Raw genomic sequence first — 15,888 nt, 5'->3', positions numbered from 1 at the left:
TCAGATAGGGAATCCGGGTGTGATCATGGTGACGCCGGGGACGGAGCCGATCGAGGCCAGCGCCTTGCCGGCGTCGGCCAGGCCGATCGTCCGGGTGACGAGCTGGTCGGGCTGCAGCAGCCCGGCCCTGATCATCTCCAGCATCGGCGGGTAGGCGTGCGCGGCCATCCCGTGGCTGCCCAGCAGGCTCAGCTCCTGGGAGATGACCCGGTCCATCGGCACCGGCGTGGGCCCGCCGGGCAGCAGCCCGATCTGTACGTGACGGCCGCGCCGGCGCAGGCTCTCGACCGAGGCTGCGCACGTCTGCGGGCTGCCGAGCGCGTCCAGCGACACGTGCGCGCCGCCCCTGGTCAGCTCCCTGACCTGGGCGGCGGCGTCGCCCGCCGAGCCGTCGACGAAGTGGGTGGCGCCCGCCTGCTCGGCCAGGTGGAGGGCGTCGGTGCTGATGTCGACGGCCACCACCCGCGCCCCCGCCGCCGTTGCGATCATGATGGCGGACAGCCCGACGCCGCCGCAGCCGTGCACCGCCACCCACTCGCCCGGCCGCACCCGCCCCACCTGGGCCACGGCCCGGAACGACGTGGCGAACCGGCAGCCGAGCCCGGCGGCGGTGACCGCGGCCATCTCCTCCGGGATCGCGATCAGGTTGACGTCGGCGTGGTCGACGGCCACGAGCTCGGCGTAGGAGCCCCAGTGGGTGAAGCCCGGCTGCGTCTGCCGTTCGCACACCTGCTGGTCGCCGGTGGCGCAGGCCGTACAGGATCCGCAGGCGCACACGAACGGGACCGTCACCCGGGCGCCGGGACGCCAGCCGCGCACCTCGGCGCCGACGGCCTCCACCACGCCCGCCAGCTCGTGGCCGGGGACGTGGGGCAGGACCCGGATGTCCGGGTCGTGCCCCTGCCAGCCGTGCCAGTCGCTGCGGCACAGACCGGTCGCCTCGACCCTGATCACCGCCCCGTGCGGGGCGGGGGCGGGGTCGGGCAGCTCGCGCACGTCGAGCTCTCCACCGAAGACGTCAAAGGCAACCGCTCGCATCTCATGAGCTTAGGGTCAACTGCCGCGGCTCGCGCAAGGGCAGGTGGGAGCGGTGCCCGGCCCCCTACGGCCACAGGTGGACGGGCAGGCCCGACAGCGCCAGCTCGCGGTAGCGGCGCACCAGCCGCTCCCGGTCGCCGCCGAACGCCTTCAGCGTCTCCCGCTGCCAGGCCGCGCCGGTGCGGCGCAGCCGCGTCCGCTGCTCGATGATCTCGAACGCGTCCTCCACGTCCCTGGCGGCCACCCCGGCGCCCAGCAGCGCCGCCCGCGCCTCCGGCAGCAGGCTGAGCACCAGGTCGGCGGCCTCGAACTCGCCGTCCCTGCCCGGCCACGACAGCTTGGCGTCCAGCCCGTGCATGGCCGCCCGGTAGAAGTTCTGGTACGCCTGCGCGAACCGGTAACCGGTCAGGTCGCGCTCGGCCTGCGCCAGCGTCAGCCCGAGCAGGAACGCCGTGTTGGCCGCCATGTCCGCGCACGACGGCCCGGCCGGCAGCGCCCGCATCTCGATGCGCAGGTGGCCGCCGTCGGCCGGGTCGTAGACGGGCCGGTTCCACTGCCAGATCGTGCCCTGGTGCAGCCGGAGCTGCGGCACCTCGGCCGGATCGCCCGCCGCCGTCAGATCGGGCACCACCGGGTCGTAGTCGCGCACGTACCGCTCGAACACCTCGTAGGCGCCCTCCTTCACCCAGTCGGAGCCGAACGTGACCCGCCCGTCCTTGCGGTACAGCCGCTCCACGTCGCGGTCGTCGGCCGCCTCCTCGAACAGCGCGATCCGCGTCTCCTCCCACAGCGTCCGGCCCAGGAACAGCGGCGAGTTGCCGCACACCGCCAGCACCGGGCCGATGGCGAGCTGCGCGGCGTTGAACAGCCGGGCGAACCGGCCGGGCGGCGTGCGCAGGTGCACCTGCCAGGAGGTGTTGGCGCTCTCCAGGATCACGTTCTCCACCGACAGCTCCAGGTCGTCGATCTTGACCAGGAACGGTTCCAGCCGCAGCCGCCGGATGCCCCGGCTCAACGCCTCGTACCGGTTCTCGTCACTGATCGCGTCCGGCGTGAAGTCGTCGGCGTCGAGCGTGGGCAGGATGCCGATCGGCAGCGCCCCGCCCCCGTCGACGGCAGCGTCCACCTTGCGCAACGTCTCCTGGATCTCCGCGCCGAGCCGCTCGAACGGCTGCCCGGCCAGCGGCAGCGGCGTCAGGTTCACCTCCAGGTTGAACCGGCCCAGCTCCAGCACCACGCGCGGGTCGTCGAGCGTCGCCCGGACCTCGCTGTTGCGCGGCAGCGGCCGGCCCGCCTCGTCGACGAGGAACAACTCCAGCTCGGCGCCGATCGTGACCGGGCCCTCGCCGAACCCCGGCCGCTCCAGCAGCCCGCGCAGCACGCCCAGCTGCTCCTCCAGCCGTTCGCCGAACAGCCGGAACTCTTCCTCGGAAAAACGCGCCTTGTGCAGATCCCGTCCCATCACCCCCCTCTGTCCTGGGGGAGCGGGTTGACACCTCCCACGGCGGCGGACCCTGCGGGGGGACCGGATCGCCGATACCCCCCTGAAAGCCCCGCCACATCAGCCAGACTGGGAACATGCTTCCCACGGACGAGACGCCCTTCACGTTGCGCCGGGCGACCGGCTCGCTGGCCGAGGGGGCGGCCAGGCTGGCCGGCGAGATCGGCGCCGCCTCGGTGGAGGCGGTGCTCGAGGCCGCCAACCGCGACGCGGTCCGCCGGGGCGCCCGCGCGGCGCTCGGCGCGATGAGCCCGCGCCCCGCCGAGTGGTACGCCTTCGACGCCGGCGACCAGGACACCCTCGACTGGTACCCGCAGGGCCTGACCAGCGGCGACGACTCGGGCTCGATCGGCGTGCCGGTGTTCGTGGCGACCTGGTACTACAAGCCGGAGCGGGGGGAGCGGGGCATCAGGGCCACGTTCTTCAGCCCGCGCACGCTGAAGTACCGGCACGCGCTGCTCGTGGAGGCCAAGCCCGACGGCGCCTACGCGCCGATCGACATCCACGCGGGCGGCGTCGCCTGCCACGGCGACCTGCTGTACGTGGCCGACACCACCAGAGGGCTGCGCGTCTTCGACCTCAACCACGTGCTCGACCTGCGCACCGTCCAGGACGACCTGGGCGACGGCAACCGGGTGGGCCGCCACGGCGGCCGGCTGCACGCCTTCGGCTACCGCTACGTGATCCCGCAGAGCGACTTCTGGCGGGTGGCGGACAAGGGCGCGGTCTTCTCCTTCGCCGCCGTCGACCGGACCTCGGGCACGCTCATCTCCGGCGAGTACGACAACGGCCCGGGCGGCCGGGTCGCCCGCTGGGACCTGCCGCTGGACGGCACGCCCAAGGACGCCCACCTGCTGGGGCACGAGAAGATCCAGGGCGCGCTCTCGCAGGGCGACACCTGGTATCTCAGCCAGTCGCGCGGCAGCTCCGGCAACGGCAGGCTGCTCGTGGACCGCGGCGGCGAGGTGACCGCCAGGCCGTACCCGGTCGGCCCGGAGGACCTGACCGTCCACGACGGCAAGCTGTGGAGCCTCACCGAGTTCCGCGGCAAGCGGGTGATCTTCGGGGTCAGTCTGTGAGGTGCCGTTCGAGCAGCCGCCGGTAGCGGCGGTCGAAGGCGTCGTAACGCTCGCGCAGCTCGTCGCCCGGCCACCCGGGCGGCAGCAGCTCCGGCGGCAGCAGCGGGTCGGCGAGCAGGTGGCGCAGCACTGCGGCCGACACCAGGAACCCCTCGGCCAGCCCCTCGGCTCGGCCGAGCGCCCCCTCCAGCCTGCGGGCCTCGGCCGCCCACCCCTCCAGGTCCCACAGCAGCGGGGTCGGGTCGCCGTGCGGGCGGCCGTCGATCAGCGTGCACTGCGCGGTCACGCTGCCGGGCCAGTCGCGCAGCAGGTTGGCGGGCCGCATCCAGGTGCCCTCGCGCAGCTCGGCCAGGCGCAGCGCGGTCATCGTGTGGCGGAAGGCCGCCCGGTCGGCCGGCGCCCGCCGCTCGGCGGTCACCACGGCGATCTCCCACGTGCCGTCCCACGGCCGGGTGTGCGGGGCGCGGCTCTCGTCTTGCCTGGCCTGGCGCTCCACCAGCCGCTCCGACAGCGTGTAGAGGCCGCCCTCCTGCGTCAGGTCGCCCGCGCCGACCATGCGTGACAGCGCCACCCGCACCGTGCCCTCGGCGATGCCGAACAGCGCGCCGATGCGCACCAGCCGGCGCGCGGGCAGGCTCGGCGGATGGCTGCCCAGCAACGCGCTCAGCACCGCCGACCGGGCACTCAGTCCATTACGCTCTTCCATCGCGTGTCGAGTATATGTAACACTCCGGAGTATGCGCCGCTATCTCACCGAACCGTTCGACGGCAGCGACCGTTACGCCACCGAGCGCTACCAGGGCGCGGCCGGGCGCAACTGGTGGCGCTGCGACCCGGCACTGCGCCTGCTCGTGCGGCGCCACCTGGGCGACGGCTACGCCTGGGCCGAGCCGCACCTCGACCGGCTCGGCGCGCTCATGGGCGGGCTGATCGCCGAGTGCGCCGAGGAGACCGACCGCAACCCGCCGCGCCTGGAGAAGTACGACGCCTGGGGGCGCGACATCAGCGAGGTCGTCATGCCGCCCTCGTTCCACACGGCCCGGCGCGCCCTCCTGGCCGACAACTTCACCTCCCCGGCCTTCGCCGAGCAGGCCCGCGCCCACGGCGCCGACCCCGCCGCGCTCGCCGCCGCCTGGACCTACCTGCTCGACCAGGCCGACATCGGCATGGGCTGCGCGCTCGGCACCGGTGGCGACATGGTCGTCTCCCTCGCCGAACGCCACGCCCCCGACGACGTCAAGGAACGCGTCCGGCGGATCTTCGCCGACGGCCACTACTCGGGCGAGGCCGCCCAGATGTTCACCGAGCGGACCGGCGGCTCCGACCTGGCCGCCCTGGAGGCCACCGCCGTCCCCGACGGCGACGCCTGGGTGCTCACCGGCCTCAAATGGTTCGCCTCCAACGCCAACGGCTCGGCGTTCGTCGTGCTGGCCCGCCACGAGGACACCGTCTCGCCCTTCCTCGTCCTGTGGGAGCGCCGCGACGGCAGCCGCAACGGCGTGCGCATCCGCCGCCTCAAGGACAAGCTCGGCACCCGCTCCGTCGCCTCGGCCGAGGTCGAGTTCACCGGCGCGGAGGCGTTCCTGCTGGCCGGGCCCGGCTCCGGCTCCGGGCTCGGCACCATGATGAAGCTCACCAACGCCTCCCGGCTCGGCGTCGCCATGATGGGCGCCGGACTCGCCAGGCGCGCCCTCGTCGAGGCGCTCTGCTACACCAGCGCCCGCGAGGCCTTCGGCCGCCCGCTCATCGACCAGCCGCTCATGCGCCGCAAGCTCGCCGAGCTCATCGTCGAGACCGAGGCCGCCCAGGCGCTCGTCTTCGACGGCCACGTCGGCCCCCGCCTGCGCCTGGCCCCCGCGCTCATCAAGCTGCGCGCCGCCCGCCTCGGCCTCACCGCCGCCAGCGACGCCGTCGAGGCGCACGGCGGCAACGGCTACATCGAGCAGTGGCCCGTCGCCAGGCTGCTGCGCGACGCCCAGGTCAACCCCATCTGGGAGGGCGGCGACAACATCCTCTGCCTCGACGTGCGCCGCGCGATGCTGCGCGAGAACGCCCACGAGCCGTTCCTCGACCGCCTCGAGGCCGCCCTCCAGTCGCCGCCCTCAGGCGACTGGTCGCTCGTACGGGGGCGCGTCGAGGACCTGCGCAAGGCGATCATCGCCTGGTCCGCGCTCGACCCCGCGGTGGCGGAGGCCCGGCTGTATCCGCTGGCCCAGTTCATGGCCGACGTGTACGCCGCCGCGCTGCTGGTCGAGCAGGCGGGATGGGAGGAACGCGCGGGGCACGGGACGCGCAAGGCGCTGGTGGCCCGGCTCTACGCCGACGCCCACCTGGCCGACCACGGGCCGCTGCGGGGGCTCGACCGGGCGGCGGCGGACGACCTGGAGCACTTCGACGACCTGGTCGCCGGGACGTTCACCGCCTGACCCCGCGCCCGAGCCTGGGATCACCGGGGGCGGCGGCCCTTCTTCTGCTGCCCGGACTTCTGCTGTGTGGTCTTCTGCTGCGTCGTCTTCTTGTGGGCGGCCTTGCCCCGGGCCGGCTGCCGGGCTTCCGGCTTCTTCGGCTTGCGCGCCGGCTCGGCCGGGGCGCGGCCCCGCGAACTGTTGGCCGTCCGCCCCCGGACGATCCCGATGAAGTCCTCCACCAGGTCCGTCGTCGCCTCCGTGAGCCAGGCCAGCCCCACCTGCGACTGCGGCGCGTCGGTCACGGGCCGGTAGGTGAGGTCACGCCGATGGTGCAGCCGCGCCAGCGACTGCGGCACCAGCAGCAGCCCCGCCCCCGACGCCACGAGCTGGACCGCGTCCGCCGTCGTGGCCGGACGCTCGAACGCGGGCACCCCCGGCCGCACCGCCCACTCCAGCGCGTCGTCCAGCGGATGGAACACGTCCTCGTCGGCCAGATCGGCGACGGTCACCTCGTCGGCCGCCGTCACCGCGTGGTCCTTCGGCACCACGACCACCGTGGTCTCCACGTACAGCGGAATCACGCTGAGCCCGTCACGCTCGACCGGCAGCCGCACGAACCCCGCGTCGGCGCCGCCGTCACGCAGCAGCGGCACCACCTCGGCCGCGGGCGTCGCGACCAGCGTGAGCGGCACGCCGGGCACCCTCTCGGCCCAGACGCCGGCCCATTTCGCGGGCGTCACCCCGGGCGAGTACGCCAGCCGGAACGTCTCCTCATGAGTCACCCCCACAGGGTACCGATGTCAAAGGAACCGCCCCGTACTGACTACCCTTGACCCATGACCTCGCCCAAGCCCAAGACGCCCCAGACGATGAAGCCCGCGACCGCGGCCAAGAAGCTGGGCATCCTCCTCTCGGCCACCCCCGCCGAGTTCCAGGAGGGCGTCGTCTCCCGGAGCGAGCTCAACGCGATGCAGTCCTCCCCGCCCGCGTGGCTCGCCGACCTGCGCCGCAACGGCCCCCACCCCAAGCAGGTCGTCGCCGCCAAGCTCGGCGTGTCCGTCTCCGGCCTGATCAGGGGCGGCATCACCGACCCGCTCACCACGGCCGAGATCGACGCCCTGAAGGAGGAGAACCCGGCGTGGCTGGAGCACGAGCGCTCCGTCCAGGCCGAGGTCCGCAAGGAAGCCCAGCGCCTCAAGCAGGCCTGACCCGCCCGCCGCCCGGCGCGGTAGGTTGACGGGATGCGTCCGGCAACCGAGCTGCGGCAACGCTGGCTGGAGACCGTCCCCAGGATGTTCCTGGAGAACCTCTGCTTCCTCGATGAGCGCGACGACGACTTCGCCGCCGTCCGCCGGACGCTCGGCGACCGCTACGGCGCGTGCGGCGTGCCCGGGGCCTTCGGCAGGAGCGAGTGGGCCGCGCTGATCGACGAGGCGCGGACCTGGCCGGGGCAGCGGGACGTGCGCCGTGACGACGTGGAAGCGCCCGGTCTGGTTCTGTCGCTCTTCGGCTCGTGGGTGCACCGGTCGGCATGAGCGGGGGCGATGACGCCTGGGTGGGGCGGGTGCGCGGGCTGGTGCTGGGGCTGGCACTGGGTGACAGCGTCGGCCGCGGGGCCGTTCCCCCTGCCGGGCCGCTCCTGGCCGGGGTCAGCACGCAGCTCGCGGCCTTCACGATCGAGGGCGTCATCCGCGCCTGGGTCCGGGGCGAGCACAGGGGCATCTGCCATCCGCCGTCGGTGATCTGGCACGCGTACTGCCGATGGGCCGCCCTGCAGGGAATCGAGACGCACGAGCGGCACCGTCGCTGGGCGGCGGGCACGGCGCGCTGGCCGGACGGCCGGCTCGCCGACGTGCCGGAGCTGCGGGAGCGGCGCGGTTCGGCGCCCGCAACCGTACGGGCGCTGAACCGGCCCGAGCAGGGCGGCATCGAGCGGCCATCCACTCACAGCCGGGGCTGTCACGCCCTCACTCGTTCCCTCCCGCTGGCCGTACTGTCCGGAAATGTCGCCCCCGACGCGCTGGCCGAGCTCGCCCAGGACGTGGCCGCGCTGACCCACGGCGACCCGGGGGCGTACCGGACCACGGCGGCGGCGGCGATCCTGGCGGGCCGCTGCCTGACCGCGGGCTCCCTCGCGGACGCGGTGGCATCCGGGCCCGGGCTGCCCCGGCTGCCGGAGGTGTCGGAGATCCTGGACGAGGCCCGTACGGTGTGCGCGGCGGCCCGGCAGGCGCCCCGGGACCGGGCGCGGCTGGCGGCGATCGCGCCCGACGCCACCGCGCGGTCGGCGCTGTCCGGCGGCCTGTACGTCGCGGCGTCATGGCCCGGTCCGGACGAGGCGGTGGACCCGGTGGACGCGGTGGACGCGCTGGCGTTCGCGGCCACGGCGCCCGACGGGCAGTCCGTCGCCGCCGTCACCGGCGCGCTGCTCGGGGCGCTGCACGGCGCCGGCGTGTGGCCGGACGGGCTGCTCGGCAGGCTGGAGCTGGGGCGGATCATGGACACGCTCGCCCGGGACCTGGTGGCCCAGCTGACCGAGAGCCCGTCCGGAGGCGCGTACGGGCGGCCGAAGGATCCCACCTGGCTGACCCGCTACCCCGGCTGGTGACGCGCGCCCGCCCGTTGCCCGGCCCGGCATTTCGGATCATCATCGAGGCGGGATCGACCGGCCGAGCGAGGGGGCGCCCCGCTGAATGATCGACGACATCGTCACGCGGGCCTGCGGCAGCGGCCTCCGGGCCCGGGCGGCCCGCCGGTGGATCTCCTGGCAGGTCCGGCGCGGCAACCGGACCGCGATCCGGGCGCTGTGGCGGGGCTGGCGCCGGCGCGGTGACCCGGTCCTGTGGGGGCTGCTGGAACGCACCGGCCGGCTGGGCGCCACCGACGCCCTCACCGGGGACGAGCTGGTCCGGGCGGTGTTCGCCCGCCTCGACGGGGTGCGCGCCGTCGCGTTGCGGACCGTCGTCGCGCGGGGGCGCCCGGCGGAGATCGACAGGGTGTACCGGGAGAGCTGGGGCCGCCCGGACGACGAGGCCGCCGCGTGGCTGCGCGAGCTGACCGGTCACGGCCTGCTCCCCGCCGACCCCGCGCTGCGCGCCCGCGTCCTGCTGGCCGTGGGGGACCGCGACGCCTACCTGGACCTCGACCCCGACGGCGCCCACCTCACCCAGGACCCCGGCACCGACGGAAAGGTGCTCCGGGTCGCCCGCCACCTGAAGGCGCTGGAGCTGGACGAGTGGTTCCTGCGCCGTCTGGCCGAGCGCGACGACGCGTACCTGTGCAGCTTCCTCTCCTGGACCACGCCGCACGAGGTTCTCCCCGCGGTGCCGCCCGATGTCGTCCAGGCGGCCCTGCGCAGCCGGGTCTCCGGCACCGTGGTCCTGGCCGAGCGGCGCTGCCGCAACGCGTGCGGGGAGGAGCTCACGGCACTGTGGGCCCAGGCGCTGTCCAGTGGCCGGACCTGGCCCGAACTCCTCGGCAACCCCCAAGACCTCGATCCCGAGGCGAGCGCCTACGGCTGGCGGCTGTGGCTGACCGACCCCGGCGACGCCCTGCTCGACCACCTCCGGGCACGAGGCGCCCCGCTCACCGAGCACACGCTGGACGCGATCGTCGAGCCCACCGCGCACGAACTGCTGGCGTTCGCCCTGCTCTCACCCCGGCTGCCGAGGCCGCTGCGCACCCGGATCGAGCGCATGCCCGCCCTGCGCGGCCACGCCTTCCTCAACCTGCTGTCCGGCCGGCTCAACCGCCTGGACGTCGAGAAGCTGGCCGCCTGCTACCGGCACGAACCCCTGCGCGAACCCCTGCGCCGGGCATTACGCCCGCTGCGCGGCCTCGACCTGCCGGCGATCATCGGCCACGAGCGCGAGGAGGACCGGCTCTTCGTCGCCCAGACCCTGGCCGCGTGGCGCGACTGGCCCCGGCTGCGCGACTACCTGCTCGCCCTGCCCCTCCTCGACGTGCTGACCCTGGCTCCCCACCTGGCCACCCACTCCGTCCCTGAGATGGGCGCGCTCGCCCCCGTCCTGACCCTCGACCGCGCGTTGGCGCGCTACGCCCGGGTGACCCGTTCGCCCCGGATCAAGCCGATCCTGCGCCTCCCGCTCGCCGAGATGACCGGCGACGACCTGGCCGTGCTGCGCTGGATCCAGCGCAGCGCCCGCGACAACCCCAGACTCTGCGCACTCGCCCACACGGTCGAACGCTGCCTGATAGCGGCAGCACCGCCCGACTGACTGAACCCGGGGGCAGCCCGATGCGTACAACCTGGCGTCCGCGCGTCGCGAAGCCGGGAAAGTCCATGCTGTTACGTTATGCGTGCCCCGTGAGGAGCCCCGCGCCAGGGGATAATCCGGCTGTTCTCGACCGTGCCGGAGACCCGAGATGACGACCCCGTCGCCGAATCCCCAGCCGTCACCCGAGCGCCCGCCGGACCGTCCCCCGGCCCGCGCCGACACGGCCCCGGCACAGCCCTCCCGCACCCCACCGGCCGTCACCCAGCCCCCCGACTGGGGCTACTCCGGGATCGACCCGGCGCTGATGCACGACTTCGAACGCGACCTCGGCCAAGCCGAAACCACCCTCACCCGCCACGAACCCCGCATCCGCCGCACCCTCGAAGACCTCGGCCTGGACACCTCCCGCCTGACCGCGCTACGCGAACTCGGCCACTGGATCGCCGCCAAACGCCCGAAACTACGCCAGCGCAACGAGGCCATCCAGGCGGTGAGAGCCGACTGGGGCCCGGCAGCCGGTGGCGGGATGACACCGTTCGACGAGAGCCTGTACACCGCCGCCTCCGGAAAGGCCGACGTGTACGCGACCGCGCTCGAAGTCGGCAAGCTCGGCCGTAACGACGAACTCGATGAGAAGACCGTCGCCGGCCTGGAGAAACGCGCGGGCGACGCCGGATTCGCCACGTCACTGCTGTACGCGCTCGGCACGGAGAAGTTCCGTCACCTCATGGCGGCGCTGGTCTATCACCAGGACGAGCGCAAGCAGCGCCTCCAGTCCGCCCTGGGCAAGGCACTCGGCACGGCCAGTCCGAGAATGAGCGAATCCTGGCGCAAGGAAATGCTCGGCGGCCTGCGCGTCCCGGTGGATCAGCACGCACTCGCCGAACTGCTTCCGCACGGCACATTCGACCGCGACTTCCTGGTGGCCGTGGCCAGAACGCTGGAGGGACTCGACCGGAAAACCTGGAACGACCCCGTGGCGAGCGGCAGTCCGCACGATCCGATGATCGGCGTCATGAAGGCGCTCGCCAACCACCCCAAGGCGGCTCAGGACTTCTTCGTGGGCGATCCGGAGGTGATGAAGCGCTACGTCACCGAACGGCCGATGTACGACGACGGAAAGGCATTCGGGCAGGCCCTGGAAGCGGCCACCATGACCTACCGAGACGGCGCGGGCACGCCGCAGGAACCGTCTTCTGGCTACACATCAGCCAACATCGCCTCAGACTTCATCAGCTGGGAGGCCAAGCGCATCCGGAACGGCACGGACGGGCCGTCCTTCGCTACCACCGGCACCGTTGCACGGATTCTGTCGGCCTATATCAACGATGTCAGCTACGCCGCGAAGGCGACCAGGACTGATCTCCAGGGAAAGGTTTTCGGGCCGGACCGGCCTCATATTCCGGAAGAAGACCAGGTCTGGGGCGCCAGGTTCATGAGAGAACACCTGCGCATCGTCATGAAAGAGACGTTCGAGCGGGACCCGAAGGCGCTGGCACAGGTAACGGCAGCCCAGATTGCCTGGTCGAAAGAACTGTTGGACCACGGCGCCGCCCAGGTCGCCGAGGGCAAGGGGAACGCCGCGCTCAAGGCGAACGCGGCAGAGGCGGGAGCCGGTATCGGGCTGATCACTGATGCCAGTGGCCTGGCCACCATTGCGAAAGGCAAGGACCTGGACGAGGCGGAGGAGCAGAAGGCGAGAATCATCATGGCGGCGGTGGGCACTGGGCTCTCCATTCCGCAACTTCCTGTGGCGGCGATCACCGCTGGTGTTGTCGGCTCATGGTCAAGCATGATCGAGAATGCCGCCAAGTCGGACGAGAACCGGGACCGGGCCGTGTTCGATGCGAACATGGCGAAGGAACAGGCGAAATTCCTGCTCGATGGGCTCGCCGCCGACGCGATGCTCCGGCACGGGCTGTTCGGTTCGGGCGACCCACCGGCGACCACCCATCCGTGGGGCACGCTCGACGGGCTGGCCAAGGGGGCCGACCCCCGCACCTCGCCCAACAATTTCCTCAAGGACGATGGGAAGTCGCTGATGCCCTTCAACGAGATGGCTTCTGGTGACGATGACATTCATACGCGGCTCAATGCCTACGAGAGATGGCTTACCGGCAGACTCGCCGGAAAGCCGTGGGAAGACGTCGCCGATGAATTGAAGAGCGGTTTCAACGACGCCTTCTCGGAGAACAAGCCGGCATGAAAACCATGCGAATGACTTCATCGGCTGCCGGACTGGTCGCATTAGCCCTGCTGGCCGGGTGCCAGCAGGGGGCGAATCTCCCGGTGGACCGGACACCACTTCCGGCAGTCGCGGCCGCACCCTATGTCTGCGAACATGTGCCGCTTGACGCGGTACGTTTGATGACCGGCCTGCCCGATCCTGTCGTCGAGGGCGACTTCAACATGGCCGCGGGCGAAGAGTCGGACGGGCAGAAATACGGCACGGGCTCGTGCCGCGTCTACGGGCCGACCGGGAAGAAGGTGCTGCAGATCTCGTTGTATCCGGCCGGGTCGGAAAAGGAGGTCGAGCTGACCATCAGTCAGGGAATCGCGCGCCTGCCGGAGATCATTCCTGGCGCGGTCGGCTACTACGACCAGATCGGCGAGGCAGGCGACGCTCATGCCAGCGCGGTCCTGGTCCACGGCCTCGACGAGTTGATCGTGGAGCTCGTCCACGGCGTCAAAGGTCGGGACAACGCCGCCGACGTGGTCGCGATGATGAAACTCATCGCCCCGAAGCTGATCCTCGACGCGACCCCCGCTCCCGAGCGGGCCAAGGACTGACCGATGGCCGCCATGGTGCGCAACCCGCTGCACGAGGCGCTCCAGCAGGCCGTCCGCACGATCGGCCCGATGCTCGAACAGATCGACGCGGACGTCGACCGTCCCACCCGGATGTTCCGCACGGGCAAGGTGTGGACCGGACCGGCCGCCAAGCAGTTCGACGCCCAGCTCGCCCAGTTCAGCTCCCGGGCCCGCAGCTCAGAGCAGGCCGTCATGGACGAACTGCGCCAGGTCCTGAGCCGGACGCCCACCGAGGTGACCGAGGAGGAGGCCGCCTCGATCAAGCGAAAGTACCGCCTCGGCTGACGCCGATGACCGGACGTGCCCCCCGGCTACTTCGGCTCAGTGCATAAACCTGATTTCATGACTTCCCAAAGAAGCGCCCGCAAAATGCGTGGATGTCATCCCCCCTTATAGGGACGGCCATAGCAATAGCGTCGGGCTCACAGCATTTCGCTTCATCCTCACCATGCCGACGGCTACCATGTCCTCGACCCCGTTATCTCCCGAGATCGGGCGGCAATGGCGACGAAGGAAGAGATCGAAGCCGCTCGACGGCACATCGAGCGACTACGCGATGAGCATGCCAATGACCTGATCGCGCTGGTTCGCCTGGTCGACGGCGGCGCGCTCAAAGGCGAAGCCGGGGACCGGCTCATCACCGACCTGCGCGGCTGGGACCGGGCGTTCAAGGACCTTTTCGCCAAGGCTCTGGCGTTGCTCGACTCCGTCCAGCCGTCCGATCCGACCAGGGGAGCGCCTGCCGGATGAGTCCCATGGTCGGCATCAACCCCACGTTGATGACCCAGCTCATCAACGGCATGAAGCGGGCCGGCGACACCCTGCCGGACGTCGGCCGCCAGGTGGAACGCGCCCTGACCTCCCTGGACATCCCCTTGTGGGGACCGGGCCCCCTGCAGACCATCGGCCGTCAGCTGAGCGACCAGATCCCCTCGCTCCAGGGCCGCCTCGACCTGATCCTCGCCGAGCCGGACCGGAAATCCGGCAAGGGCGGCATCCTCTGGGCCAACGAATCAGCCTGGCTGTCCAAGTCGCCCGCTGAGGGCGCGGCCTCGGCCAAAACCCTGGCCACGAAGCTCCGCGACCAGATCAAGAGCCACTCCCTCGACGCCAAGACGGTGGCGGAGCTCGAACGGCACAAGAACGATCCGTACTTCGCCGTGGCCTTCGCGAAGGAGATCCCACCGCGCGAGCTCAAAGCCCTGATCAACAGGGCGTACGGGGCAGGCCTCCCGCCCTCGGGACGCCCCTCCCAGCGCGACGTCGCCACCCAGGACAGGCTCGCCACCATGCTCAGCAAGATCCTGGGCACGGCCTCACGCGGCGTCGGCCAGATGAAGCTCTCCGACAACTACGCCGACCAACTGGTCGACGGCATCGAAAGCCCGCAGGACGCGTTCGCCGTCAAAAGACTGCTCCAGGACGGCGAATTCGACCACGGATTCCTGCTCTCGGTGGTCCAGAAACTGTACGACAAGGACGTGGCCCACCCGCCTGACCCGAGCCTTCCGCGAGATGTCTGGACCATGCCTGGCCCCAAGGACATCTCACCCGGCGACCTCAGCCCCATGGGCACCGCCCTGGTGGCGCTGGCACACCATCCCGCCGTCGCCCAGGACTTCTTCACCGACCCGCAGCGCAGACCGCTGGCGTACCTGATGCGGAAACACCACTGGGACGGCGACGCGAACGCGGAACTCGGCTGGGCCATCCAGTCGGCCGGCACCGAGTTCCGCGATCACGACCTGCCTCCCGGCAGCTCGCGCGGCTACAAGTCCGCGCTCATCGCCTCCTGGGCGGTCCACTTCTGGAAGGACCCCAAGGTCCAGGCGAACCTGCCCGACACCCGCACCCACCTCGGCAACGTCCTGGCCCAGTACATCGGTGACGTGCACCGCGACACACAGTCCTTCACCACCAAGATGCCCGGCGTGGTGACGGACCAGGATGCGGACAAGAACCTGCAGGGCGCCGGGCCGTACGGAGCCAAGTTCACCGCGACGGAGCTCAAACAGGCGATGACGTGGGCGTTCGCCGACGAGGGCGCTTTCCAGGCCGTGACCGCCGCACACGGCTTGTACGCCGCCAAGATGCTGGACGAACTGGCCGCCAAGACCGCGAAGGAGGTCGAGGCCGACTTCACGAAATGGCGGCAGCAGCACCCGGAAGCCACACAACAACAACTCGACGCAGCACGTCAGGACATACTCGAAGAGCGCATGAGCCGTAGCGGGGGCGAGGAGTTCGCCCGAGCGGCACGCGGGCTCAGCATGACCACCTGGGTGATCACCGATGCGGCCAACATCTCCAAGATCGGCGCAGCGAAGGAGAGCGATGCCCGCGTCGCGGCCTTCAAGGAAATGACGGAGAAGGTCGTGGGACTGGCTCCGGGGCCGCAAGGGAAGTTCGTCGGGCTTCTGGTGGACGAGGCCAAGAGTGCGATTTTCGGAAACATCAAGTCCAACAACGAGGACCGGGCCCGCCAGGACGCGGACAGCGCCATGGGAGCGGCCGAGCACATGTTCACCGACCTCACGGCGTCCGTCATGATGCGCCACGGCCTGTTCGGAGACGGGTCCGTGCCGGCCAAGACGCATCCCTACCGTCACGAGGACTTCTCCCCGGGTTCGAAAGGCCACTTCATGGTGGACGGCGAAATCAAACCCTGGGCCGAGATGAACGCCGATCAGCGCGACGCCTACGACGAATGGCTGAGACTGAATGCTTTTCATCCTCACGCGGCCTGCGCGAGCCGGTGGTTTTGAAGGACGGAGATGGCCTTGCACAGGTGGCCGGCCTTGCACGGGCTGCAG

At 71.4% G+C, this 15,888-nt stretch carries 15 protein-coding genes; 11 read left to right on the top strand and 4 right to left on the bottom strand.

What is annotated here, in order from left to right:
• Together ACWDXC_RS09110 and ACWDXC_RS09105 are read right to left on the bottom strand one after the other, a co-directional pair.
• Nucleotides 1-1,038: a zinc-dependent alcohol dehydrogenase family protein gene (locus ACWDXC_RS09110; RefSeq protein ID WP_449979857.1), complete on the bottom strand. Its 1,038-nt coding sequence runs from the start codon at nucleotides 1,036-1,038 to the stop codon at nucleotides 1-3.
• Nucleotides 1,039-1,102: 64 nt separating this feature from the next.
• A complete protein-coding gene (locus tag ACWDXC_RS09105) occupies nucleotides 1,103-2,500 on the bottom strand; it encodes a glutamate--cysteine ligase (RefSeq protein ID WP_357593146.1) in 1,398 nt (465 codons plus the stop codon).
• Nucleotides 2,501-2,616: 116 nt separating this feature from the next.
• On the opposite strand from ACWDXC_RS09105, the gene ACWDXC_RS09100 reads away from it, so the two are divergent.
• Nucleotides 2,617-3,618: a hypothetical protein gene (locus tag ACWDXC_RS09100; RefSeq protein WP_375074819.1), complete on the top strand. Its 1,002-nt coding sequence runs from the start codon at nucleotides 2,617-2,619 to the stop codon at nucleotides 3,616-3,618.
• Here the strand turns inward: ACWDXC_RS09100 and ACWDXC_RS09095 are convergent.
• The gene (locus tag ACWDXC_RS09095; RefSeq protein WP_449979853.1) at nucleotides 3,608-4,324 is read right to left on the bottom strand and encodes a PaaX family transcriptional regulator C-terminal domain-containing protein; all 717 of its coding nucleotides are present in this window, start codon (nucleotides 4,322-4,324) and stop codon (nucleotides 3,608-3,610) included. The two genes, ACWDXC_RS09100 and ACWDXC_RS09095, sit on opposite strands and share 11 nt — an antisense overlap.
• 31 nt (nucleotides 4,325-4,355) lie before the next feature.
• Here ACWDXC_RS09095 and ACWDXC_RS09090 point away from each other — a divergent pair, with 31 nt between their 5' ends.
• Nucleotides 4,356-6,044: an acyl-CoA dehydrogenase family protein gene (locus ACWDXC_RS09090; protein WP_449979850.1), complete on the top strand. Its 1,689-nt coding sequence runs from the start codon at nucleotides 4,356-4,358 to the stop codon at nucleotides 6,042-6,044.
• A 20-nt stretch (nucleotides 6,045-6,064) separates the two neighbouring features.
• Here the strand turns inward: ACWDXC_RS09090 and ACWDXC_RS09085 are convergent, their stop codons facing one another.
• A complete protein-coding gene (locus ACWDXC_RS09085) occupies nucleotides 6,065-6,808 on the bottom strand; it encodes a LysR family substrate-binding domain-containing protein (RefSeq protein WP_449979847.1) in 744 nt (247 codons plus the stop codon).
• A 54-nt stretch (nucleotides 6,809-6,862) separates the two neighbouring features.
• Between ACWDXC_RS09085 and ACWDXC_RS09080 the strand changes: the two genes are divergently transcribed.
• The 9 genes from ACWDXC_RS09080 to ACWDXC_RS09040 all read left to right on the top strand — a co-directional run bounded on the left by ACWDXC_RS09080 (nucleotide 6,863) and on the right by ACWDXC_RS09040 (nucleotide 15,840).
• Entirely contained in the window at nucleotides 6,863-7,234 is a 372-nt protein-coding gene (locus ACWDXC_RS09080; protein WP_449979844.1) for a DUF5997 family protein, read from the top strand.
• A 33-nt stretch (nucleotides 7,235-7,267) separates the two neighbouring features.
• Nucleotides 7,268-7,561 (top strand): hypothetical protein, encoded by a 294-nt coding sequence (locus tag ACWDXC_RS09075; protein ID WP_449979842.1) that lies wholly within the window; start codon nucleotides 7,268-7,270, stop codon nucleotides 7,559-7,561.
• Nucleotides 7,558-8,634 carry an ADP-ribosylglycohydrolase family protein gene (locus ACWDXC_RS09070; protein WP_449979840.1) on the top strand — a complete coding sequence of 359 codons (1,077 nt, stop codon included), beginning with the start codon at nucleotides 7,558-7,560 and terminating at the stop codon, nucleotides 8,632-8,634. Before ACWDXC_RS09075 ends, ACWDXC_RS09070 begins: the two co-directional genes overlap by 4 nt.
• An 85-nt stretch (nucleotides 8,635-8,719) precedes the next feature.
• Nucleotides 8,720-10,264 (top strand): hypothetical protein, encoded by a 1,545-nt coding sequence (locus tag ACWDXC_RS09065; protein ID WP_449979837.1) that lies wholly within the window; start codon nucleotides 8,720-8,722, stop codon nucleotides 10,262-10,264.
• Nucleotides 10,265-10,412: 148 nt separating this feature from the next.
• On the top strand, nucleotides 10,413-12,470 hold the full coding sequence (locus tag ACWDXC_RS09060) for a hypothetical protein (RefSeq protein ID WP_449979834.1): 2,058 nt from the start codon (nucleotides 10,413-10,415) through the stop codon (nucleotides 12,468-12,470).
• Nucleotides 12,467-13,054 carry a hypothetical protein gene (locus ACWDXC_RS09055; RefSeq protein WP_449979832.1) on the top strand — a complete coding sequence of 196 codons (588 nt, stop codon included), beginning with the start codon at nucleotides 12,467-12,469 and terminating at the stop codon, nucleotides 13,052-13,054. The genes ACWDXC_RS09060 and ACWDXC_RS09055 overlap by 4 nt, the downstream gene beginning before the upstream one ends.
• A gap of 3 nt (nucleotides 13,055-13,057) precedes the next feature.
• Nucleotides 13,058-13,360 (top strand): hypothetical protein, encoded by a 303-nt coding sequence (locus ACWDXC_RS09050; protein ID WP_449979829.1) that lies wholly within the window; start codon nucleotides 13,058-13,060, stop codon nucleotides 13,358-13,360.
• Nucleotides 13,361-13,576: 216 nt separating this feature from the next.
• On the top strand, nucleotides 13,577-13,825 hold the full coding sequence (locus ACWDXC_RS09045) for a hypothetical protein (protein WP_219517961.1): 249 nt from the start codon (nucleotides 13,577-13,579) through the stop codon (nucleotides 13,823-13,825).
• 5 nt (nucleotides 13,826-13,830) lie between these two features.
• Complete coding sequence (locus tag ACWDXC_RS09040) at nucleotides 13,831-15,840, top strand: hypothetical protein (RefSeq protein ID WP_449979827.1); 2,010 nt, start codon at nucleotides 13,831-13,833, stop codon at nucleotides 15,838-15,840.
• Nucleotides 15,841-15,888 lie beyond the last annotated feature (48 nt).

It is taken from the genome of Nonomuraea sp. NPDC003214, from assembly GCF_053590035.1.
The sequence above is the reverse complement of the archived record's forward strand: the minus strand, read 5'-3'. Positions and strand labels throughout refer to the sequence as shown.